20 protein-coding genes are annotated in these 21,746 nt (G+C 74.0%); 10 read left to right on the top strand and 10 right to left on the bottom strand.

Annotation, left to right across the window (positions count from 1 at the left end; translation table 11 throughout):
* From AB0J72_RS52765 to AB0J72_RS52775, 3 genes are all read right to left on the bottom strand, one after another.
* Positions 1-1,445 (bottom strand): CoA-binding protein (locus AB0J72_RS52765; protein ID WP_363414797.1); only part of this gene is annotated, 1,445 nt, incomplete at its 3' end.
* 25 nt (positions 1,446-1,470) lie between these two features.
* Entirely contained in the window at positions 1,471-2,472 is a 1,002-nt protein-coding gene (locus AB0J72_RS52770) for an NADPH:quinone oxidoreductase family protein (protein WP_363414800.1), read from the bottom strand.
* Positions 2,469-3,674 (bottom strand): CoA transferase, encoded by a 1,206-nt coding sequence (locus tag AB0J72_RS52775; RefSeq protein WP_363414803.1) that lies wholly within the window; start codon positions 3,672-3,674, stop codon positions 2,469-2,471. The genes AB0J72_RS52770 and AB0J72_RS52775 overlap by 4 nt, the downstream gene beginning before the upstream one ends.
* Positions 3,675-3,835: 161 nt before the next feature.
* Here AB0J72_RS52775 and AB0J72_RS52780 point away from each other — a divergent pair, with 161 nt between their 5' ends.
* From AB0J72_RS52780 to AB0J72_RS52795, 4 genes are all read left to right on the top strand, one after another.
* Entirely contained in the window at positions 3,836-4,588 is a 753-nt protein-coding gene (locus AB0J72_RS52780) for a glucose 1-dehydrogenase (RefSeq protein WP_363414806.1), read from the top strand.
* 45 nt (positions 4,589-4,633) lie between these two features.
* On the top strand, positions 4,634-6,262 hold the full coding sequence (locus AB0J72_RS52785; RefSeq protein WP_363414809.1) for an AMP-binding protein: 1,629 nt from the start codon (positions 4,634-4,636) through the stop codon (positions 6,260-6,262).
* Between the two features lie 111 nt (positions 6,263-6,373).
* A complete protein-coding gene (locus tag AB0J72_RS52790) occupies positions 6,374-7,219 on the top strand; it encodes a MaoC family dehydratase N-terminal domain-containing protein (protein ID WP_363414812.1) in 846 nt (281 codons plus the stop codon).
* Positions 7,216-8,307, top strand: coding sequence for a CaiB/BaiF CoA-transferase family protein (locus AB0J72_RS52795; RefSeq protein ID WP_363414815.1), 1,092 nt, complete (start codon positions 7,216-7,218; stop codon positions 8,305-8,307). Before AB0J72_RS52790 ends, AB0J72_RS52795 begins: the two co-directional genes overlap by 4 nt.
* A 24-nt stretch (positions 8,308-8,331) precedes the next feature.
* Here AB0J72_RS52795 and AB0J72_RS52800 read toward each other — a convergent pair whose 3' ends face one another.
* Positions 8,332-9,177 carry a sugar phosphate isomerase/epimerase family protein gene (locus AB0J72_RS52800; protein ID WP_363414818.1) on the bottom strand — a complete coding sequence of 282 codons (846 nt, stop codon included), beginning with the start codon at positions 9,175-9,177 and terminating at the stop codon, positions 8,332-8,334.
* Between the two features lie 9 nt (positions 9,178-9,186).
* Positions 9,187-10,347: an acyl-CoA dehydrogenase family protein gene (locus AB0J72_RS52805; protein ID WP_363414894.1), complete on the bottom strand. Its 1,161-nt coding sequence runs from the start codon at positions 10,345-10,347 to the stop codon at positions 9,187-9,189.
* 118 nt (positions 10,348-10,465) lie between these two features.
* Here AB0J72_RS52805 and AB0J72_RS52810 point away from each other — a divergent pair, with 118 nt between their 5' ends.
* The 5 genes from AB0J72_RS52810 to AB0J72_RS52830 are packed head-to-tail and all read left to right on the top strand — an operon-like array spanning position 10,466 to position 14,823.
* Positions 10,466-11,389 carry a CoA ester lyase gene (locus AB0J72_RS52810; RefSeq protein ID WP_363414821.1) on the top strand — a complete coding sequence of 308 codons (924 nt, stop codon included), beginning with the start codon at positions 10,466-10,468 and terminating at the stop codon, positions 11,387-11,389.
* A complete protein-coding gene (locus AB0J72_RS52815) occupies positions 11,386-11,853 on the top strand; it encodes a MaoC family dehydratase (protein WP_344502076.1) in 468 nt (155 codons plus the stop codon). The genes AB0J72_RS52810 and AB0J72_RS52815 overlap by 4 nt, the downstream gene beginning before the upstream one ends.
* Positions 11,850-12,995, top strand: a complete 1,146-nt coding sequence (locus AB0J72_RS52820) for an acyl-CoA dehydrogenase family protein (RefSeq protein WP_363414824.1) — start codon at positions 11,850-11,852, stop codon at positions 12,993-12,995. Before AB0J72_RS52815 ends, AB0J72_RS52820 begins: the two co-directional genes overlap by 4 nt.
* Positions 12,995-14,086: an acyl-CoA dehydrogenase family protein gene (locus tag AB0J72_RS52825; protein WP_363414827.1), complete on the top strand. Its 1,092-nt coding sequence runs from the start codon at positions 12,995-12,997 to the stop codon at positions 14,084-14,086. Before AB0J72_RS52820 ends, AB0J72_RS52825 begins: the two co-directional genes overlap by 1 nt.
* The gene (locus AB0J72_RS52830) at positions 14,083-14,823 is read left to right on the top strand and encodes an enoyl-CoA hydratase-related protein (RefSeq protein WP_363414830.1); all 741 of its coding nucleotides are present in this window, start codon (positions 14,083-14,085) and stop codon (positions 14,821-14,823) included. Before AB0J72_RS52825 ends, AB0J72_RS52830 begins: the two co-directional genes overlap by 4 nt.
* Before the next feature lie 45 nt (positions 14,824-14,868).
* Here the strand turns inward: AB0J72_RS52830 and AB0J72_RS52835 are convergent, their stop codons facing one another.
* From AB0J72_RS52835 to AB0J72_RS52855, 5 genes are all read right to left on the bottom strand, one after another.
* Positions 14,869-16,026: a CaiB/BaiF CoA-transferase family protein gene (locus AB0J72_RS52835; protein WP_363414833.1), complete on the bottom strand. Its 1,158-nt coding sequence runs from the start codon at positions 16,024-16,026 to the stop codon at positions 14,869-14,871.
* Positions 16,019-17,560: an AMP-binding protein gene (locus AB0J72_RS52840; RefSeq protein WP_363414836.1), complete on the bottom strand. Its 1,542-nt coding sequence runs from the start codon at positions 17,558-17,560 to the stop codon at positions 16,019-16,021. Before AB0J72_RS52840 ends, AB0J72_RS52835 begins: the two co-directional genes overlap by 8 nt.
* Before the next feature lie 86 nt (positions 17,561-17,646).
* The gene (locus AB0J72_RS52845; RefSeq protein WP_363414839.1) at positions 17,647-17,985 is read right to left on the bottom strand and encodes a hypothetical protein; all 339 of its coding nucleotides are present in this window, start codon (positions 17,983-17,985) and stop codon (positions 17,647-17,649) included.
* Complete coding sequence (locus AB0J72_RS52850) at positions 17,982-19,325, bottom strand: acyclic terpene utilization AtuA family protein (RefSeq protein ID WP_363414842.1); 1,344 nt, start codon at positions 19,323-19,325, stop codon at positions 17,982-17,984. Before AB0J72_RS52850 ends, AB0J72_RS52845 begins: the two co-directional genes overlap by 4 nt.
* 31 nt (positions 19,326-19,356) lie before the next feature.
* Positions 19,357-20,385: an LLM class flavin-dependent oxidoreductase gene (locus AB0J72_RS52855; RefSeq protein ID WP_363414845.1), complete on the bottom strand. Its 1,029-nt coding sequence runs from the start codon at positions 20,383-20,385 to the stop codon at positions 19,357-19,359.
* 73 nt (positions 20,386-20,458) lie between these two features.
* On the opposite strand from AB0J72_RS52855, the gene AB0J72_RS52860 reads away from it, so the two are divergent.
* Positions 20,459-21,610 carry an acetyl-CoA C-acyltransferase gene (locus tag AB0J72_RS52860; RefSeq protein WP_363414848.1) on the top strand — a complete coding sequence of 384 codons (1,152 nt, stop codon included), beginning with the start codon at positions 20,459-20,461 and terminating at the stop codon, positions 21,608-21,610.
* Positions 21,611-21,746: the final 136 nt, after the last annotated feature.

Raw genomic sequence — 21,746 nt, forward strand, 5'->3', positions numbered from 1 at the left:
GGCGGCGGTGCGGTGCCGGCCGGCGGCGGCGCGGGCCGGCGGGGCCGCCGCGGGCGCGCGACGACGCCGAGGGCGCGCAGGGCGGCGTCCGTGTCGGTGAACGTCGGCACCCGCGACGTCTGCAGCAGCCGCTCGACGGTGGCCGTCATCGCACCCGCCGACCAGCTGGAGACGACGGTCGGCACGCGGGTCGCCGCGGCCGCGTCGAGGATCACCGGCAGCAGCCGCTCGGCGTCGTGCGCGCTCCAGGTGGGCAGCGCGACGAGGACCGCGTCGAACGCGTCGCCGGCGGTCGCCTCGTCGAGCATCCGCCGCAGCAGCGCCGGGTCGCCGATGACGGCGCCGGTGAGGTCGAGCGGGTTGCCGGGCGTGCCGAAGCGCATGAGCCGGCGCAGCTGGTCGGTGCGTTCGGCGTCCAGCGGCGGCACCGACAGCCCGGCCGCCTCCGCCCGGTCGGCGGCGTAGCTGCACTCGCCGCCGGAGGGGGACACGACGAGCAGGCGGGCGCCGTGCGGGAGCACGCCGCGGGACAGCAGGTCGGCGACGTCGACGAGCACTTCGAGGGAGTCGACGACGTGGACGTCCTCCTCGGCCATGACGGTCCGGAAGACGTCGTGCGAGCCGGTCATCGCGCCGGTGTGCCCGAGCGACGAGCGCGCCGCCGCGTCGCTCGCGCCGACCTTGAGGGCCACGAGGTGCTTGCCCGCGTCGCGCGCGGCGCGGACGGCGGCGACGAACGCGTCCGCCCGCCGCACCTGTTCGAGGAAGAGCGCGATCACCGACGTGTGCGGGTCACCGGCCAGCGCCGTGACGAGGTCGGCGACGTCGACGTCGCACTCGTTGCCGACGCTGATCAGGGCGCGGGTCCCGAGGCCCCGGGCCGTGGCGAGGTTGACGACGTTGACGCCCATCCCGCCGCTCTGGCTGACCACGGTCACCGAGCCGGGGAGCAGGTGCTGGGCGATGTTGAGGGTCGGCGTCGCGATGACGCCGTCGACGGGGCTGAGCACGCCGATGCAGTTGGGGCCGACGATCCGGGTGCCGGTCGACCGGGCGATCCGGCTCAGCTCGGCCTGCGCCGCCCGGCCGGCCGCGCCCTCCTCGGCGAAGCCGGAGGTGCAGACGACGACGTGCGCGACGCCGGCGGCCGCGCACTGCCGGGTGACGTCGAGCACGCGGTCGGCGCCGACGAGGACGTACGCGGTGTCGACCGGCCCGGCGTCGGCGATCGACGGGACGCACGGCAGCCCCAGCACCTCCTGGTACTTCGGGTTCACCGGGACGATCCGCCCCGGGTAGCCGGTGCGCAGCAGGTTGGCGATCGCCCGGCCCGGGTGCCGGTCGACCCCCGGTGAGGCGCCGACGACGGCGATGGAGCGCGGGGCGAGCAGCCCGGCGAGGTCGAGCGCGGGCCGGCTCGCGGTGGCGACGGTATCGGCGGTCACAGCGTCCTCCGAGGGGTGTGGGTGGTCAGCGGGTGAGCAGCACGACCTTGCCGGCGACCCGGCGCTCCTCGATGTCGAGGAGGGCCCGGGCCGCCCGGTCGAGCGGGTAGGTGGCGTGGATCTGCGGGCGCAGGGTCCCGCCGGTGAGGCCGGGGGTCAGCGCGGCCCACTGGGCCGCCGGGAACTCGGGGTGCAGGCGGGTGTACGGGCCCCACGCCACCCCGCGTACGTCCACGTTGGCGAGCAGCAGGCGGTTGAGCCGCAGCGCGCCGATGGAGCCGGAGGCGAAGCCGAGCACGAGCAGCCGCCCGAGCGGGGCCAGGCAGCGCACCGAGTCGAGCGCGACCTCGTCGCCGCCGACGGTGTCGACGACCACGTCGACCCCGGCGCCACCGGTGATGTCGCGGGTCCGGCGCAGGAAGTCGGACGCCTCGACGACGTGGTCGGCGCCCGCGCGGCGGGCCGCCCCGGCCCGGCCGGGGCTGGACACCACGGCGACGACCTCGGCGCCCAGCCACTTGGCCACCTGGACCGTCGCCGTCCCGACGCCGCCCGCCGCGCCGTGCACGAGCACCCGGGTCCCGGCCCGGACCTCGCCGCGCACGACGAGCGCGTAGTGGGCGGTGAGGTAGTTGAGAGGCAGGCAGGCGCCCTCGGCGAACGACACGGCGTCCGGCAGGGGGAAGACGTGCGTCGCCGGCGCCGTGACGGCCTCGGCGGCGGCGCCGACGGGCAGCCAGCCGGCGACCCGGCCGCCGGGGGCGATCCCGGCGCCGGGCGGGGCCTCGCGCACGACGCCGGCGAAGTCGATCCCCAGCGTGAACGGCAGGTCGGGCTTGAGCTGGTAGCGCCCGTGGCTGAGCAGCAGGTCGGGGAAGGCGAGGCCGACCGCGTGCACGTCGACGAGGTAGTGGCCCTCCGGGCGGACCGGCGCGGGCACGGTGGCGACCTCGAGGACCGCGGGCCCGTCGAGGCGGGTCACCCGCACGGCGCGCACGCCGTGCACGCCGTGGTCCCCGGCGCTCATGCGGCGGCGGGTGCCGACACGACGCCCGCAGCCTGCAGCAGCCCCAGCTCCTCCTCGCTCATGCCGAGGCGGTCGAGGAGCACCTCGCGGGTGTGCTCGCCCACCCCGGGGACGCCGGTGTACGCCGGGCCGTCGTAGCCGTCGATGTGCAGGATCGGGCCCGGCACGACCACGTCGCCGAGGACGGTGCCGGTGAGCGGCCGCAGGGTGCGCTCGCGGAAGTGCGGGTCGCCGGCGATGTCACCGGCGTCGTTGACCGCCGCCGCGACGACCTCGTGCCGTTCGAGGATCGCCAGCACCTCGTCCCGGCCGTGCTCCTGGATCCACGCCGTGACGATCTTCTGCAGGCTCTCGTTGTTGGTCATCCGTGCGGTGTTCGTCGCGTAGCGCGGGTCGGTCTTGAGGTCGGCGCGGCCCATCGCGTCGAACAGGCGCATCGCGATCGTCTGGTTCGACGCCGCGATGGCCAGCCAGCCGCCGTCGCCCGCCTGGTAGATGCCGCGCGGCGAGGCCGCGCCCGAGGAGTTGCCCTGTCGCCGCATGATCTCGCCGGACGCGGTGTAGTTCAGTACCGCGTCGCCGAGCATGAACATGAGCGGCTCGTAGAGCGCGATGTCGACCTCGGAGCCCTCGCCGGTGATGCCGCGCCGGTACAGCGCCATCGCCGTGCCGTAGGCGGCGGAGATGCCGGCGATGGAGTCGGCGAAGCCGAACGGCGGGGCGGTGGGCGGGGTCTCCGGCCAGCCGTTGAGGAACGCGTAGCCGGCGATGACCTCCGCCACCGTGCCGAAGCCGGGTCGCTCCCGGTTCGGGCCGTCCTGCCCGTAGCCGCTGACCCGGCACATCACGAGCCGCGGGTTGATCTCGCGGAGGGCGGCGAAGCCCAGGCCCCACGCCTCCATGCGGCCCGGGCGGAAGTTCTCGATGAGCACGTCGGCGTTCGCGACCAGCCGCTTGACGACCTCCCGCCCCTCGGGGGCGCGCAGGTCGACGCCGACCGAGCGCTTGCCGGAGTTGAGCCGCGCGAAGCCGATCGACTGGCCGAGGTGCGCCGGCTGCCACTGCCGCGCGAAGTCCCCGGCCGAGGGGTCCTCGACCTTGATGACGTCGGCGCCGAAGTCGCGGAGCATGCGGCCCGCGGTGGGCGCCGCGTACATCGACCCGAGCTCGACAACCGTCACTCCTGCCAGCGGTGCTGCCAACCTGACCACGCTCCTTCACTGAATTACTAGGCGCATGATATACATAGATCGACCCGGGGGCGAGTCCCCGTGGCGCCGAAGGAGCCCGCGCGACGGCGTCACCGGTCATGTCCTGTCCGTCGACGGCGGATACGTGTCCCGCTGACGGAGGGTGGTCCACCATGCACCAGCAGTTCGATCTCACCGGTCGGGTCGTCGTCGTCACGGGCGGTAGCCGCGGCCTCGGGCGGGCGATGGTCGAGGCGTTCGCCGCCGCTGGCGCCGACGTCGTCATCGCCAGCCGCGACGGCCAGGCGTGCGCCGACTACGCGGCGGACCTCTCCGCGCGGACCGGCCGCCGGGCGCTCGGGCTCGGCGTGCACGTCGGCCGGTGGGACGACCTGGCCCCGTTCGTCGACCGGGTCTACGAGGAGTTCGGCCAGGTCGACGTGCTGGTGAACAACGCGGGCATGTCGCCGCTCTACGACGGCGTCGAGAACGTCACCGAGGCGCTGATGGACAAGGTCCTCGACGTCAACCTCAAGGGCCCGTTCCGGCTCACCGCGCTGGTCGGCACCCGGATGGCCGCCGGCCGCGGCGGCAGCGTCATCAACATCTCCAGCGCGGCCGCCACCCGTCCCCGCCCCGGGCTGCTGCCGTACGCCGCCGCGAAGGCCGCGCTGAACGCGCTGACCACCGGGTTCGCGCACGCCTTCGGCCCGACCGTGCGGGTCAACGCGATCGTCGCCGGCACGTTCCTCACCGACATCAGCCGGTCGTGGGACATGGAGGCATTCGCGCGGCGGGCGGAGACGTTCGCCGCGAAGCGGGGCGGTGAGCCGCACGAGATCGTCGGCGCGGCCCTCTACCTCGCCTCCGACGCCGCCAGCTACACCACCGGCGCGCTGCTGGCCGTCGACGGCGGCCAGCCGTAGCACAGGGCCTGGCCCTCCACACCCCAACCGCACGAGGGAGGACGCGTGCTCACCTACAACGACCTGACGATCCCGATCAAGGATCCGGGCGACTGGACACTTGCCAACGTGCTGCGAGGTCAGGCGGCCGAGCGGCCGGACGCCGTCTACCTCGACGCACCCGAGGAAGGGCGCACCTGGACGTACGCCCAGGTGCTCGACATCAGCGAGAGCGTCGCCTCGACGATGCTCGCCGCGGGGCTCGTCGTCGGTGACCGGGTGCTCATCCAGGCGGGCAACTCCTCCAAGCTGGTCTTCACCTGGTTCGGGTCGATGGTCGGCGGGCTCGTCGAGGTGCCGATCAACACGGCGTACGAGTACGACTTCCTCGCCCACCAGGTGCGCACGAGCGACCCGCGCTGCGCGGTCGTCGACGACGTGTTCGCGCAGCGTTTCGTCGACGTCGCCGACGCCTGCGCGGGCATCACGCGCTACTGGGTCATCGACACCGGCCACCTGGACGAGGCGCTGGCCACCCTGCGCGGCGCCGGCTGGCAGGCCGACCCCTTCGACGACCTCCTGGAGCGCCGCGACGTCACGCTCCCCGTGCCGCGCGGCCGCGAGCTGGGCGCGATCTTCTTCACGTCGGGCACGACGGGCCCGTCGAAGGGCGTCGCGATGCCGCACTCGCAGTTCTACTTCGACGCGTGCGAGAACGTCGCGCTGACCCGGCTGACCGCCGACGACGTGTACATGGTGACGACGCCGCTGTTCCACGGCAACGCGCAGTGGCTCGCCGCCTACCCGGCGCTCGTCGCCGGCGCCCGGTTCGTGCTGCGCCGCAAGTTCAGCGCCAGCCGGTGGGTCGACTGGGTGCGCGAGAGCGGCGTGACGGTGACCAACTTCCTCGGCGTCATGATGGACTTCGTCTGGAAGCAGCCGGAGCGGCCGGACGACGCCGACAACGCGCTGCGGTGCATCTTCGCGGCCCCGACCGCGAGCAGCATCCTCGACGGCTTCCGCAAGCGGTTCGGCGTCGAGGCGTTCGTGGAGGTGTTCGGCCTCACCGAGACGTCGATGCCGATCCTCTCGCCGTACGGGGTGGAGCGCCCGCCCGGCGCCGCGGGGCTGCTCGTCTCGGACTGGTTCGAGATCCAGCTCGTCGACCCGGAGACCGACGAGGAGGTGCCGGTCGGCGAGGTCGGCGAGATGGTCGTGCGGTCGAAGTACCCGTGGACCCTCAGCTCCGGCTACTACGGCATGCCGGAGAAGACCGTCGAGGCATGGCGCAACCTGTGGTTCCACTCGGGTGACGCGCTGCGGCGCGACGAGGACGGGTGGTACTACTTCGTCGACCGGTACAAGGACGCCCTGCGCCGCCGCGGCGAGAACATCTCCAGCTACGAGGTGGAGCAGGCGATCCTCGCCCACCCGGGCGTGGTCGAGTGCGCGGTGGTCGCGGTCCCGGCGCCGGTCGAGGCCGGCGAGGACGAGGTGCTCGCCTGCGTCGTCGTCACCGGCGCGGCCGACCCCGCCGAGATCCGCGAGTTCGCCTCCCGCCGGATGCCGGCGTTCGCGGTGCCGCGCTTCATCCGGGTCGTGGACGCGCTGCCCCGGACCCCGTCGGAGAAGGTCCAGAAGAACGTGCTGCGCCAGGCCGGGGTCACCCCCGACACGTACGACGCTCTCGCCTGAGCGACCTGAGAGACCGGGAGGGCCGTCCGCCGGGCGGCCCTCCCGCTACACCGATCGGCCCCGGTGGCAGCCGTCGAGCCGCCCGGAGCCATGGCCCCGACGGAGGTGGACATGTCGAGCCAGTCGAGCGCTTCCGGCCGGCTGACGGATCAGGACCCGGTGGCGGCCGGCGCCCCGTTCCGGTTCGTGGTGGAGGAGGGCAAGGTCCACGAGTTCGCCCGGGCGACCCGGTCACGGTGCGCGGAGCACCTGCGGCCGGAGGACCCGCTCGCACCGCTGACCTTCCTCACGGCGTCGCAGCTGTGGATGGCCCCGGAGCACAGCGCGTGGCACGGCGTGGAGCGCGACTTCCGCTCCGTGCTGCACGGGGAGCAGGAGTACGTCTTCCACGCCGGGCCGCTGCGCGCCGGCGACGTGCTGACCGCCCGGCAGTTCATCGAGCGGACCTACGACAAGCAGGGTCGGCGCGGCGGGACGATGCGGTTCACGGACGTCGTGACCCGGTTCTGGCGCACCGGCGAGGCGGAGCCGGTCGCCGACATGCGGACGGTGACGATCACCGTGGAGTCGACCGCCGGCCCGGCCGCCGCGGCGCCGGTCGCCGCCCCCGCCGCGGGCGACGAGCCGCCGCTCACCCTGACCGACTTCGTCCGCTACCAGGGCGCGTCGGGCGACTTCAACCCGATCCACCACGACCCCGGCTTCGCCCGGGCCGCCGGCTACCCGGGGCCGTTCGCGGTCGGGATGCTCGCCGCCGGCGTCGCGGCGAACCGGATCGCCGAGCTGGCCGGGACGGCCGCCGTCCGCCGCCTGCGGATCCGGTTCCAGTCGACGGCCTGGCCGGGCGACGTCCTCTCCTACGCGATCAGCGAGGACGGCCCGACGCTCAGCGCGACGGTCAAACGGCCGGACGGGTCGGTGCACCTGACCGTGGTCGCGGAGCGGGAAGGGTCGTGAGCGGGCCGCTGCGCGGCGTCCGCGTCGTGGAGATGGCCGCGCTCGGGCCGGTCCCGCACGCCGCGATGATGCTCGCCGACCTCGGCGCCGACGTCGTCCGCGTCGACCGTCCCGGCGGCGCCATGTCGCCGCTCGCGGGCGCGTTCGACCCGGTCCTGCGGGGGCGCACGCACGTCGTCGCCGACCTCAAGTCGGCCGGCGACCGCGCCGCGGTCCTGGCGCTGCTGGCCGCCGCCGACGTCGTGCTCGAAGGCTTCCGCCCGGGCGTCATGGAGCGCCTCGGGCTCGGCCCGGAGCCGGTGACGGCGGCGAACCCGCGCATCGTCTACGGCCGGGTCACCGGCTGGGGCCGCACCGGCCCGCTCGCGGACGCCGCCGGTCACGACCTCAACTACCTGGCCCTGACCGGCGTGCTCGGTGCGCTCGGCGAGCCCGGTGCGGCGCCGCCGGTGCCGCTGGCCGTGCTCGGCGACTACGCCGGCGGGTCGATGTTCCTGCTCACCGGCGTCCTCGCCGCCCTCGTCGAGCGCGCGGTGTCGGGCCGGGGGCAGGTCGTCGACGTCGCGATGGTCGACGGCGTCGGCGTCGTCGCCGCGAAGGTGTGGGCGATGCGCGGCGCCGGCACCTGGGCCGACGAGCGCCGGTCCAACCTCCTGGACGGCGGCGCGCCGTTCTACGACGTGTACCGCTGCGCCGACGACCGCTACCTGGCGGTGGCGGCGATCGAACCGCAGTTCTTCGCGGCCCTGCTCGACGGGCTGGGCCTGGCCGCCGAGGGCGACCAGCACGACCGGGCCACGTGGCCGTCCCTGCGCGCCCGGATCGCCGGCCGCGTCGCCGCCCGTTCCCGCGACGAGTGGGTCGAGATCTTCGCGGGCCGCGACGCCTGCGTCTCGCCCGTCCTGTCCTTCGCCGAGGCCGCCGCCCACCCGCAGGCGCGGGCCCGCGACGCGTTCGTGACCGTCGACGGTGTCGTCCAGCCGGCGCCGTCGCCCCGCTTCGCCCGCACCCCCGCCGCCCCGAAGGGCACCGCCCGGAACGCAGCGATCACCGACCTCGGTACCGCCGTCGCCGCCTGGCGCCCCTGACAGGAAGGGCGCCGGGCGGCGGCTTCAGTGCGCGGCGCCGCCGTCGCGGGCGGCGGCGAGCACGGCGCGGGTGGCCTCGAGGCCGAGCCGGGCGCGGTCGGGCACCGGCAGCGCCCGCATCCGTTCGCTGAGGACCTCGACGCCGACCGGCGCCGTGACGCCCAGCGACTCGACCAGGCGCATCAGCCCGGCGAGGTCGAACTCGCCCTCACCGGGCAGCTCGCGGCGCTGGAACGTGTCGTCGAGGTGGCCGCCGACGACCTCGTGCCGGCCGTCGCTGATCTGGATCGTGAGGATCCGCTCGGGCGGGATCGCCCGCAGCATGTCGTCGGTGGTGCCGCCCCGCCGCAGGTGCCAGGTGTCGAGCACGATGCCGCCGTTGCCGCGGCCGGCCTGCCGCACCAGCTCCCAGCCGAGGCCGAGGTCCGGGACGCCGGTCCACGGCAGGCACTCCAGGGCGACCTTCAGCCCGTGCCCGGCGGCCCGGTCGCAGACCGCCGCGAACCGCTCGGCGAGCAGCTCAATGGCCTGTTTGGGGGGCAGGTCGACGGCGCCGGTGATGAACAGGACGTGCCGGGCGCCGACGGCCTCGGCCAGCTCGTAGAGCGCCCGCTCGTGCGCCACCGCCCGGGCGCCCTGCTCGCCGTCCGCCCACCAGTCGGCCGCGAAGCCGACCTCGATCACCTCGAGGCCGTGCCCGTCCAGCCGGGCCCGCAGGTCGGCGTCGGTGCGGCCCGCGGCGCGGTCCTCCTTGACGTGGGCCGGCCGCAGCCCGATGCCGTGATACCCGGCGGCGGAGGCCGCCGCCAGGCGCTCGTCGAAGGACGCCTCGTTCACCATCGAGGCGCAGAGGTAGATCTCGCTCAGCACGCCGCCTCCTCAGTACGACCGGGGCAGGCCGAGCACCTTCTCGCCCAGGTAGGCGAGGACGAGCTCGTTGGCGATCGGCGCGATCCGCTCGATGCGGACGTCCCGCCAGTAGCGCTCGACGTGGTACTCCTTCGTGTAGCCGTATCCGCCGTGCACCTGGATGGCCCGGTCGGCGGCCTCGAAGGCCCACTCCGACGTGAGGTACTTGGCCTCGTTCGCCTCCTTGGCGCACGGCAGCCCGTTGTCGTAGAGCCAGGCGGCCTTGCGGATCAGCAGCTCGGCCGCGTCGAGCTTGGCGAGCGAGTCGGCCAGGGGGAACTGCACGCCCTGGTTCATCCCGATCGGGCGGCCGAACACCACCCGCTCCTTCGTGTACTCCACCGCGCGGCGCAGCGCGGCGCGGCCGATGCCGAGGCAGACCGAGGCGACGATGATGCGCTCGGCGTTGAGGCCGGCCAGCAGGTACTTGAAGCCCTGGCCCTCCTCGCCGATGCGGTCCTCCTCGGGCACGAACAGGTCGTCGATGAAGAGCGTGTTCGTGGACACGACGTTGCGCCCCAGCTTCGGGATGGGCTGGACGTCGATGTGCGCGCGGTCCATCGGCGCGAGGAAGAGCGTCATGCCCTGCGTCGACTTCTCGACGTCCTTCTTGGGCGTGGTACGGGTGATGAGCAGCACGCGGTCGGCCTGCTCCGCGCGGGAGATGAAGATCTTGCGGCCGTTCACCAGGTAGCCGCCGTCGACCTTCTTGGCGAACGTCGTGATGCTCGTCGTGTCGGTGCCGGCGTCGGGCTCGGTGACCCCGAAGCAGACCTGCAGCTCACCGGCCGCCGCGGCGGGCAGGAAGCGCTGCCGCTGCGCGTCGCTGCCGTACTTGACGACCGGCTCCAGCCCGAAGAGCGCCACCTGGACCATCGTCGCCGCGTTGAGACCGCCGCCGTTGCCGGCGACCTCCTCGATGAGCAGCGCCGCCTCCTGCACGCCGGCGCCGCCGCCGCCGTACTCGGCCGGGGTGCAGATGCCGAGCCAGCCCGCCTTCGCCATCGCGTGGTAGAAGTCCCAGGCGAACTCGTGGTCGGTGTCCTTGCGCATCCAGTACTCGTCCGGGAAGTCCTTCAGGACCGCCCGCACGCCCTCGCGGATGTCCCGCTCGGCCTCGGCGCTCAACATGTCGACCACGTGGCGACCTCCCTAACTTGGCAATTCATGATTATGATACGTAGCATACCGTCCGGTCGACGCCTTGGGAACGCCCGGGCGCGGGACGATGTAGGGAGCCCAGCCGACGATGCTGCGACCGTACCGATCAATGCTGTTCCTGCCGGGACACCGCCCGACGTGGGTGGAGAAGGCGATCCGCGCCGGCGCGGACGCGATCTGTCTCGACCTGGAGGACGCCGTCCCGGCGGCGGAGAAGGAAGCGGCGCGGGCCGTGGTCGCCGAGTCGGTCGGCCGCGCCAAGCGGCTCAAGCCGGGCGTCGGCGTCCTCGTGCGGGTCAACGGCCTGCCGACCGGGATGACCGGATTCGACCTCGAAGCGGTGATGGTGCCCGGCGTCGACGGGATCTTCGCGCCGAAGATCGAGGACGCCGCCGACGCGCTGCGCTTCGACACGCTCGTCGAGTGGTTCGAGCGGCGCAACGGCGTCAGCGGCGTCGGCCTCGCGATCCCCATGGAGACCGCGAAGGCGTTCTCGAACGTCGAGGCGATCGCCGCGTCGACCCCGCGGATCGGGATCATCCTCGGCTCGACCGCCGAGCACGCCGACGTCGCGCGGGAGATCGGCTTCGAGTGGACCCCGCAGGGGCTGGAGACGCTCGCCCACCGCGCGCGCGTGCTGCTCGCCTGCCGCGTCGCCGGGGTGCACGCGATGACCGGGCTGTGGGAACGCATCCACGACCTCGACGGGCTGCGGGCCTTCTGCGACCAGGGCCGCCAGATCGGCTTCCGCGGGCAGATCGCCATCCACCCGTCGCACGTGGACGTCATCAACCAGGCGTTCGGCCCGTCGGCCGAGGACATCGCCTTCTACCGCGGGCTCGTCGAGGCGTACCGGGCGGCGGCCGACGCCGGCAGCGGCGCGGCCGTCTACCGCGGCCGCCACATCGACAAGGCGCACGTCGACAAGGCGACCGAATGGTTGGCGCGCGCCGAGCAGGTCACGGAGTTCGACGCGGCACCGACCGCCGAGGGAGAGGGGCAGCACGCATGACGCTCAAGGGTCTGTACTTCGAGGAGATGGAGATCGGGGCGGAGTTCAAGCACGAGCTCACCCGCACGGTCACCGAGATGGACAACGTGCTGTTCACGTCGTTGACGATGAACGTCGCGCCGCTGCACCTCGACGCCGAGTACACCAAGACGCTGCCGTACGGCCAGCGCCTGGTCAACAGCCTCTACACGGTCGGGCTCATCGGTGGCATGACCGTGCCCGGCCTCGTCTTCGGCACGTCGCTGGGCAACCTCGGGTACACGCTCATCGAGTTCCCGAACCCGGTCTTCCACGGCGACACCCTGCGCGCCGAGACGACGATCCTCGACAAGCGCGAGTCGAAGAGCGACCCGACCCGCGGCATCGTGTGGTTCGAGCACCGCGGCTACAACCAGCGCGACGAGGTGGTCTGCCTCTGCAAGCGCACCGGCATGATCATGCGCCGCCCACCGGCCGAAGGATGAGCCTCGTTCCCGCCGGCGGCATCGAGGGGCCGGCTCTCACCGAACTGCGCGCCGAGGTGCGGCGGTTCCTCGCCGAGGAGATCGCCACCGGGGCGTTCGTGCCGCGCGTCGACACGTGGGTCACCAGCTGGGACGTCGGGTTCACCTGCCGGCTCGCCGCCCGCGGCTGGCTGGGCATGGTCATCCCCAGGCGGTACGGCGGCCAGGAACGCACCTTCCTCGAGCGGTTCGTCGTCACCGAGGAACTGCTCGCCGCGGGTGCCCCGGTCGCCGCGCACTGGATCGCCGAGCGCCAGATCGGCCCGTCGCTGCTGAAGTACGGCACCGAGGAGCAGAAACACGCCTTCCTCCCGGGCATCAGCCGGGGCGAGATCTTCTTCGGCATCGGGATGAGCGAGCCCGACTCCGGCTCGGACCTCGCCAGCGTGCGGACCCGCGCGGAGCGGGTCGACGGGGGGTGGCGGCTCACCGGCACGAAGGTGTGGACCAGCGGGGCGCACCACGCCGACGCGTTCTTCGCCCTGGCCCGCTCCGCGCCGCTGGACCCGGCACGCCGCCACGACGGCCTGTCCCAGTTCATCGTCGACCTGCACGCGCCCGAGGTGCACATCCGGCCGATCGTCTCGATGGGCGGCGACCACCACTTCAACGAGGTCCACCTCGATGGGGTCTTCGTCCCCGACGACCGGGTGCTCGGGGCGATCGGCGACGGGTGGCGGCAGGTGACCTCCGAGCTCGGCTTCGAGCGCAGCGGGCCCGAGCGCATCCTGTCGACGTACCGCCTGCTCGCGGCGACCGCCTCGGCGATGGCCGACGGGCGGCTGCCGCGCGACGCCGGACTGGGCCGGCACGTCGCCCGGACGGCCGTGCTGCACCAGATGTCGTTCGCCGTGTCGACCGCGCTGGAGGAGCACGCCGACGCCGACACCGCCGCCGCGCTGGTCAAGGTGCTCGGCACGACGGGGGAGGGCGACATCGCCGACTACGTCGACATGCTCATCGGGACCGGCCGGGCGCCCGGCGACGAGGAACTGGCCCGGCTGCTGCGCTCGGCGGTGCTGCAACGGCCCGGATTCACCCTGCGCGGCGGCACGAACGAGGTGCTCCGCGGTGTGATCGCACGAGGACTGGGGCTGCGCTGATGACCGATCGCCCGACCGAGCTCGTGACGCCGGTGGTCGCGGACCCCGACGTCGTCGCGCTGCTCAATGACATCTTCGGCCGGTACCGCAAGGAACGGTCGCCCCGGCAGGCGGACGCCGACCTGGACCGCGACCTGTGGCGGCAGCTCGACGACCTCGGGCTGACCCGGCTGTCGGCGCCCGAGGCGAGCGGCGGCAGCGGCGCGAGCTGGGCCGAGGCCGCCGCCCTGCTGTCGGTCGCCGCGGGCGCCGCCGCGCCGGTGCCGCTCGCCGAGCACGACGTGCTCGGCGCGTGGCTGCTCGACACCGCCGGGCTGCCCCACGACGGCGCGTTGCGCACGGTGTGCCGGCCCGACCTTGCGGGCGCCGCCGCCGACGTGCCGTGGGCGCGCTCCGCGGACGCCGTGGTGGCCCTCTGGCGGGACGACCGGGACCGGTGGCTGGTCGCCGACGTGCCCGCCGCGCGGCTCGCCGTCGACGAGCGCCGCAACCTCGCGGGCGAGCCGTCCGACACGGTGCGGTTCGACCGCGCCGACCTCGCGGCGGGCGTCGAGGTGCCGCCGCCGGTCGCCGAGCAGTTCCGCCTGCGCGGCGCCCTGGCCCGCACGGCGCAGGTCGTCGGCGCGATGGAACGGGTCCTGGAGGTGGTGCTGGCGCACGCCAACGAGCGGGTCCAGTTCGGCCGCCCGATCGGCAGGTTCCAGGCCGTGCAGCACCTCGTGACGGACATCGCCGCGGAGACCGCGCTGGCCCGGGCCGCGACGGACGCCGCGGTCGCCCGCGCGGTGGCGTCGGACTGGCGGGACCCCGGGATGCTCTTCGCGGTCGGCGCGGCCAAGTCCTGTGCGGGCCACGCCTCCTCCGTCGTCGTCCGCGGGGCGCACCAGGTCGTCGGCGCCATCGGCACCACCCTGGAGCACGAGCTGCACACCCTGACCCTGCCGATCCTCGTCCGGCGCGGCGAGTACGGATCGGTGCACCACTGGGACGAGACCATCACCCACCTGGCGGCGTCCGCCGGCCACGACGGGCTGTGGACACTGATCACCACGGGCCGTTCCGGCCAGGAACCCGAGGAGGTTCGCGCATGAGTTCGCGTACGGGCGAGATCCGTTACGAGGTCGGCGACGGCGTCGCCCGCATCACCCTCGACGCCCCCGACCGGCGCAACGCGCTGTCGGTCGAGATGTCGCGGGAGCTGACCGACGCGGCACGCACCGCCGAGGCCGACCCGTCCGTGGGCGCGATCGTGCTCACCGGCGGCGCCCACTTCTGCGCCGGCGCGGTCCGCAGCGTGCTCGCCGACGCGGGCCGGGACCCGGCGGAGGACGGCGCCTACCGCAACCTGGAGACGGTCTACCAGGCGTTCACGACCGTCGGCTCGGTCGGCGTGCCGACCGTCGCCGCCGTGCGGGGCGCGGCCGTCGGCGCCGGCCTCAACCTGGCGCTGGCGACCGACCTGCGCATCGTCTCCCGCACCGCCCGGTTCCTGCCCGGCTTCGCCCAGATCGGCATCCACCCCGGCGGCGGTCACTACACGCTCCTCGCCCGGGTGGCCGGCCGCGAGGCGGCGTCCGCGCTCGGCCTCTTCGGCGACGAGGTCGACGGCGAGCGCGCGGTCGCGCTCGGGCTGGCCTGGGCGGCGTACGACGACGGCGAGGTCGAGGAGCAGGCCCTGACCATGGCGCGGCGCGTGGCCCGGGACCCCGAGCTGGCGCGGCGCATGGTCGCGAACTTCCGCCGCGAGACGGCGCCGGGCGGGGTGCCGTGGGACGTCGCCGTCGAGCTCGAACGCCCCGCGCAGATGTGGTCCCTGCGCCGCCGATGACCGGTCGGTGCCCCGTGCGGCCAAGCTGCACGGGGCACCTCGCGCTCACCGTTCGGCGACGGCCCCGCCGGCCAGCAGCTGGTCGATCCTCGACCGCGGATAGCCGAGGCCCGTCAGCACGCTCCTGGTGTCGGCGCCCGGACGCGACCCGCGCGGCGGGACGGGCGTCCTGCTCCTGGAGAAGCGCGGCGCCACGCTCGGCTGGTGATACTCGCTGTCGGGGATCGGGACGTACGACGTCCGGGCGACGCTCTGCGGGTGCAGGCGGGCCTCGTCGAGATCCAGCACCGGGGCGACGCACGCGTCGACGCCCTCGAACGCCCGGACCCACTCGTCCCTCGTCCGGGACCCGAACGCGCGCGTGAGGAAGGCCCGGAGTGCCGGCCACCGGGCACGGTCCTTGTGCGCGTCGACCAGCTCGGCGTCATCCCCTCCGCCGAGGACCTCGAGGGCGTTGCGGTAGAACCGCTCCTCGATGGCGCCGAAGGAGATCCACCGGCCGTCGGCGCAGGTGTACACGTCGTAGTAGGGGCACCCGCCGTCGAGCAGGTTCGAGGCCCGCTCACCGGACCAGCGTCCCTGCGCCCGCAGCCCGTGGACGAGCCCCATCAGGCCGGCGGTCGACTCCAGCACGTTGGCGTCCACGACCTGCCCGCGCCCCGAGCCGCTCGCCTCCCACAGCGCGCAGACGATCCCGAACGCGAGCGACGCGGCCCCGCCACCGAAGTCGCCGATCAGGTTGAGCGGCGGGACGGGTGGCTCGCCGGCGCGTCCGATGCTGTGCAGCGCGCCGGACATGGCGATGTAGTTGATGTCGTGGCCGGCGACCTGGGCCAGCGGCCCGCTCTGCCCCCAGGCGGAGAGCCGGCCGTAGACGAGGGCCGGGTTGCGCGCGTGGCAGACGTCGGGGCCGAAGCCGAGGCGTTCGGCCACCCCCGGGCGGTAGCTCTCGACCAGGACGTCGGACGCCGCGACCAGGTCGAGGAGGACCGCGAGGCCGGCGCCGGTCTTGAGGTCCACCGCGATCGACTGCCGTCCCCGCTCGATCACCGGGTTGGGCGTGTAGTCGGGGTTGGGCCCGCCGGTCCGGTCGACGCGGACGACGGTGGCGCCCATGTCGGCGAGCAGCATGACGGCGAACGGCCCCGGGCCGATGCCGGCCAGCTCGACCACCCGCACGCCGCTCAGCGGTCCGCTACTCATCGGTGCCCGCCTCGGCCAGCAGCTGGCGGCGGAGCGTCGCCTTGGCCACCTTGTCCAACGTGGACCGCGGCAGCTCCGCCACGACGCGGATCTCGCGGGGGCGTTTGTACGGGGTGAGCAGCTCCTCGCAGCGGCGGGCGGCGGCGGCGACCGACACCTCCTCGCCGGGACGGGCGGTGACGAAGGCGACCGGGACCTCGCCGAGCATCGGGTCGGGCCGGCTCACCACCGCCGCCTCGTTCACGCCGGGGACGCCGAGCAGCACCCGCTCGACCTCGGGGGCGCCGATGTTCTCGCCGCCGACCTTGAGCACGTCGGAGTCCCGCTCGAGGAACCAGACGCTGCCGTCCTCGGCCACCCGGACCCGGTCGCCGGTGTGGAACCAGCCGTCGGCGTCGAAGGCCGCCGCGGTCAGCTCGGGCGCGTCGAGGTAACCGGCGAAGAGCGAGACGCCCGGCACGCCGCGCACCAGCAGCTCGCCGGTGGCGGCGGTGCCGGCGGGGGCCCGCGAGCCGTCCTCGGCCAGCACGGCGACGTCGTACTCGGGCGCCACCCGGCCCATCGACCCGGCGGCGACGGGGTGGTGCGGGTCGCTGACCACCGGGTGCGACACCGTCTCCGTCATGCCGAACCAGCCCATGACGGGGACGCCGCCGGTGGCGGGGCCGGCGTCGACGACGGAGCTGTTGGCCCAGCCCCGGAAGCGGTGCCGCTCGGGCACCTCGTGCACCCGCAGTGCCCGCAGGCAGAAGCTCACCACCGACGTCCAGGTCGCGCCGTGCTCGACCGCGGCCGGCCAGAACCGGCTCGCGGAGAACCGGGGCTGGAGCACCAGCGAGCCGCCCGACCACAGCGACGACAGGAACGAGTAGGACAGCGCGTTGGTGTGGAACAGCGGCAGGTGCACCAGGTTGACGTCGCCGGGGGACAGCCGCTGGTGGGCCGTGCCGGTCTGGCCGCTCCACAGGCAGTTGCCCTGGGACCAGATCACGCCCTTGGGCCGGGCCGTGGTGCCCGACGTGTACTGCACGCTGGCCGGGTCGGACCAGTCCGTCCGCACCGCCGGCGCGGCCAGGCCGGCCGCCAGCAGCGCCGCGAAGCCGTCCGGGCCCGGGTCGCCGTCGACGATCACGCGGGGTCCCGCGGCGGCGACGTCGCCGGCCCGGTCGGCCGTGGTGAGGGCGAACGTGGAGCGGCTGTGGCCCAGCGCGTACGCCAGCTCGTCGCGGGACGACTTCGGGTTGAGGCAGACCGCGACCGCGCCGAGGGAGGTGACGGCGCACCAGGTGATCAGGAAGGCCGGGGAGTTGGGCAGCACGATCGCGAGCCGCCCACCCGGGCGCAGGCCGGCGGCGGCCAGGGCGCCGGCGACCCGGTCGACGTCGTGGGCGAACTCCCGCCGCGTCCACGTCCGTGCCTCGCCGTCGAACGGCGCCCAGGTGAGGAAGGGCCGGTCGGGCGTCCGCCGCGCCCACGTCTCGACCAGCCACCGCACGTCGAGCCCGAGGTAGCGCGGCGACACCACTCCGCTCACGCCGTCACCTCCGCTTCGCTCCGGTGCCGCCGCGAGCCAGGCACTGCACCCATGGGTTCGCGGCCCTCCGCTGCGCTCCGGGCCGCTCACGCTGTCGGCTCCAGGTCGATGTCCAGGTCGATGTCCAGGTCGAGGATGAGCGACTGCAGCGCCTTGCCGTGCGGGTCGACCCGCAGCGTCATCGAGACCCCGCCGCCGAGGGCCTCCTGCAGCACGAAGTTCAGCCCGTGCACCCGGGGCAGCTCGTAGCGGGTGACCGGGCCGCGGGCGATCGGCCCGAACGCCGCCGCGACCCGCTCGGCGGTCAGCTCCCGGACCAGCGCCGGATAGTGCGCGGGGTCGTAGACGAAGACGCAGATGTTGCTGACGTCGCCCTTGTCCCCGGACCGGCTCGCCGCGATCTCGCGGAGCTTGACGGTGCTCACGACTCGCTCACCTCCACCTCGACCGGCACCAGCTCCCGCGGCAGGTAGGCCGGCGTGACCCCGATCGCCGGGACGATCGAGGTCGTGTTGCCGCCACCGCCGGCGGGCCCGAAATACAGCAGCTCGGTCTCGTGGGCGGCCGTCGCCGCCACCTCGCGCGACCGCGACCGGACCGCCAGCCGCAGCCGCACCTCGCTCGGGGATCCCCCGCGCAGCTGGTCGCCGTACAGCGAATCCACCCCCTGCAGGTCGATGCGAAGCTCGTCGATGTCGGCGGCGTACGGCTCCAGCCGCCGGCGCACGATCTCCTCGGCCCGGCGGGCCCGCGCGACACAGCCCGGCCCGCCGTAGGACATCTCGCCGACCGCGCGCCAGCCCTGGTCCACGCCGACGAGCACCTTGAGGGTGCCGGGCCGGGCCCGGCCCCTGGCGCCGGTGACCCGGACCCGGTCCCCACCGAGGTCGTCCACGTCGACGGCACTGAAGTCGGCGGTGACGTCCGGGGTGAGGTACGTGGCCGGGTCGTGGATCTCGTAGTACAGCTGGGTCTTCATCGTCATGGCGTCGACCAGGCCGCCGGTGCCGGGCAGCTTGGTGATGGTCACCGCGCCGTCGGTGATCTCGCCGATCGGGAAGCCGAGGTTGTGCGGGTCGGGCACCACGCGGTAGGGCGGGTCCTCGAAGTTGCCGCCGGTCGAGTGGACGCCGCACTCGAGCAGGTGCCCGGCCAGGGTGGCCAGCCCGACGCGGTCCCAGTCGTCCAGCGCCCAGCCCAGCTCGTGGCAGATCGGTCCGACGAACAGCGACGGGTCGGCCAGCCGCCCGCCCAGGATGATCTGGGCGTCCTGGCGCAGGCAGTCGACGATGCCGTCGGCGCCGATGTACGCGTTCGCCGACACGACCCGGTCGCCGAGCTCCTTGACGGTCACCCCGAGCTCGGGCAGCTCCACGTCGTGGTCGGCCAGCACGTGGCGCACGTCGTCGCCGTGGATCGTGCCGATGCGCACGCCGCGCAGGCCGAGCCGGGCCAGCCCGCGGGCGAACTCGTCCCGGGCGGCGCCGGGGTTGGCCGCCCCGAAGTTGCCGACGACCCGGCCGCCGGCGGCGAGGTAGCGGTGCAGCAGCGGCAGCAGCGCGCCGATCCGCCGGTCGTGTCCCGCGGCCGGGTCGGCCATCCGCCGGATCTGGGCCAGCGCGAGCGTGCGCTCGGCCAGGCAGTCGAAGCCCAGATAGGTGACCCGCCCGCTGTCGGCCATGGCCGCGACCGCGTCGAGCCGGTCGTCCGCGTACGCCGACCCCGAGCCGATGCTCAGGACCGCCGCGGGTTGCCGAGCGACCACTGCGAACCTCCTTCGTGACGTTGGGAAGAACTCAGACCCGCACGACCCGGTCGACCGAGGTGAGCCCGGCGACCGCGGGCACGATGTCGCGGCCGAGGTCGTCGAGGTACGCGACGACGTCGTCGCCGCTCATGGTCGGCCACTGCGCCCGGACCAGGATCGGGTCGACCGGGAAGACCCGCGCGAACTCGGCGATCTGGCGCACGCACTCGTCGGGCGTGCCGATGAAGGTCTCCTTGCGGGCGACCTCCCGGAACTCGCGGTCGAGCTCGCCGGCGTCGCGGGTGGCCAGCTGCCGGTTGGCGTACGCGAGCAGCCGCTCCTTGGCCATCGCCTCGAACCGCTCGTAGGCCGCCTCGGTGCTGGCGGCGGGGATGATCTCGCGCCGGAGCGGGTTGCGCACGAGCGGGCGGCCGAGCCGGATCCGCTCGTCCTCGTAGAGCGACATCAGCCGGACCAGCTCGGGGCCCCGGATCTCGGGCGTGACCGGCCAGCCGTCGCCGAGCCGGGCCGACCGCCGGACCCCCTGCTCGCCCATGGCGCCCAGCCACAGCGGCGGATGCGGGCTCTGGAACGGCCGGATGTGGGTGTGCCCGTCCCGCACGGTCCAGTACCTGCCGGCGTAGGAGACCTCGTCCTGCGTCCACACCTGCCGCATGATCGTGATGCTCTCCTCGAGCATCCGGAACCGCTGGGTGTAGTCGATGCCGAGGGCGTCGAACTCGTCCCGCCGGTAGCCGGCGCCGATGCCGACGACGAGCCGGCCGCGGGTGAGGATGTCGAGCGTGGCCAGGTCCTCGGCCAGCATCACCGGGTGGTAGAGCGGCGCCTGGACGATCGTCGTGGCCAGGGTGACGTGCTCGTCCAGCTCGGCGGCGAGGCGCGCGAGCGTCGGGATCGGCTGGAGCCAGCGCAGGTCGCCGTAGAGGAAGTGCTGGCCCATCGTGATGTGCGAGAAGCCGTTGCGCTGCGCCGCCTCGACCTGGCGCAGCAGGGCGTCGAGGTGCTCCGCCGGCGGCAGGCTCTTCCGGACATCGCCCAGGATCACTCCGAGTCTCACACAACTCCCCGATCGATCGGCATAATCTATGCTCATCATAGTTATGAGAGCAATGGAAGGGAAGGTGAGTCGCGTGGTCTTCCAGGCATTCATCGTGGGCGCCGTGCGGTCGCCCGTCGGGCGCCGCAACGGGGCGCTGGCCGGCGTCCATCCGGCCGACCTCGGCGCGGCCGTGCTGTCGGAGCTGATGGCGCGTACGGGTGCACCGCCCGAGGCCGTCGACGACGTGATCTGGGGCTGCGTGGGCCAGGTCGGCCCGCAGGCGTCCAACATCGGGCGGGCCACGGCGCTGTCCGCCGGTCTGCCGGTCTCGGTGCCCGCCACGACCATCGACCGCCAGTGCGGCTCGTCGCAGCAGGCGGTGCACTTCGCCGCCCAGGCGGTCATGTCCGGCACCCAGGACCTCGTGGTCGCCGGCGGGGTCGAGGTGATGAGCCAGGTCCCGATCGCCTCGCCGACCACGATGGGGGTCGAGCGCGGGATGGCCCACCCCCGCGGCGGCCGGCGCTGGGCCGAGCGCTTCGGCGACGAGGAGATCTCCCAGTTCCGTGGCGCCGAGTGGATCGCGCGGCGGTGGGACCTGTCCCGTGCGGCGATGGAGGAGTACGCGCTGGAGAGCCACCGCCGCGCCCTGGCCTCGACCGCGGCGGGCGAGTTCGACGCCGAGATCGTCGAGGTGCACGGTCTCCGCCGGGACGAGGGGCCCCGACCCGACTCGACGGCGGAGAAGCTGGCCGCGCTCGCCCCGCTGCGGGAGGGCGGCCGCATCACGGCGGCGCTGGCGAGCCAGATCTCCGACGGCGCCGCCGCCGTCCTGGTCGCCTCGGAGCGGGCGGTGCTGCGGTGGGGCCTGACCCCGCTCGCGCGGGTGCACACGCTGGCCGTGGTCGGCTCCGACCCGGTCGCGATGCTGACCGGGCCGATCCCCGCGACCGCCGCCCTCCTGGAGCGGTCCGGGGTCGCCCTGGCCGAGATCGGCTCCTACGAGGTCAACGAGGCCTTCTCCAGCGTGCCGATGGCCTGGCTCGCCGAGACCGGGGCCGACCCGGCGCGGCTCAACCCGCAGGGCGGCGCGATCGCGCTCGGCCACCCGCTCGGCGCGACCGGCGCCCGGTTGATGACGACCCTGGTGCACCGGATGCGCCGGGAGGGGCAGCGGTTCGGCCTGCAGGCGATGTGCGAGGGCGGCGGCATGGCCAACGCCACGCTGCTCGAACTCCCATGACCGGGGGGCGGTCCGAAATCCAGGCACGTCGACTGTTGTGACGGCGGCCACCCATCTGTAGATTGTGCCTAATCATTGAAATGGTGAGCATGAAATCTGTTGCGCGGTCAACACCCCGAGGACCGGCACCGCTCAC

The sequence above is a fragment of the Dactylosporangium sp. NPDC049742 genome, from assembly GCF_040674675.1.
Classification (GTDB): Bacteria; Actinomycetota; Actinomycetes; order Mycobacteriales; family Micromonosporaceae; genus Dactylosporangium; species Dactylosporangium maewongense.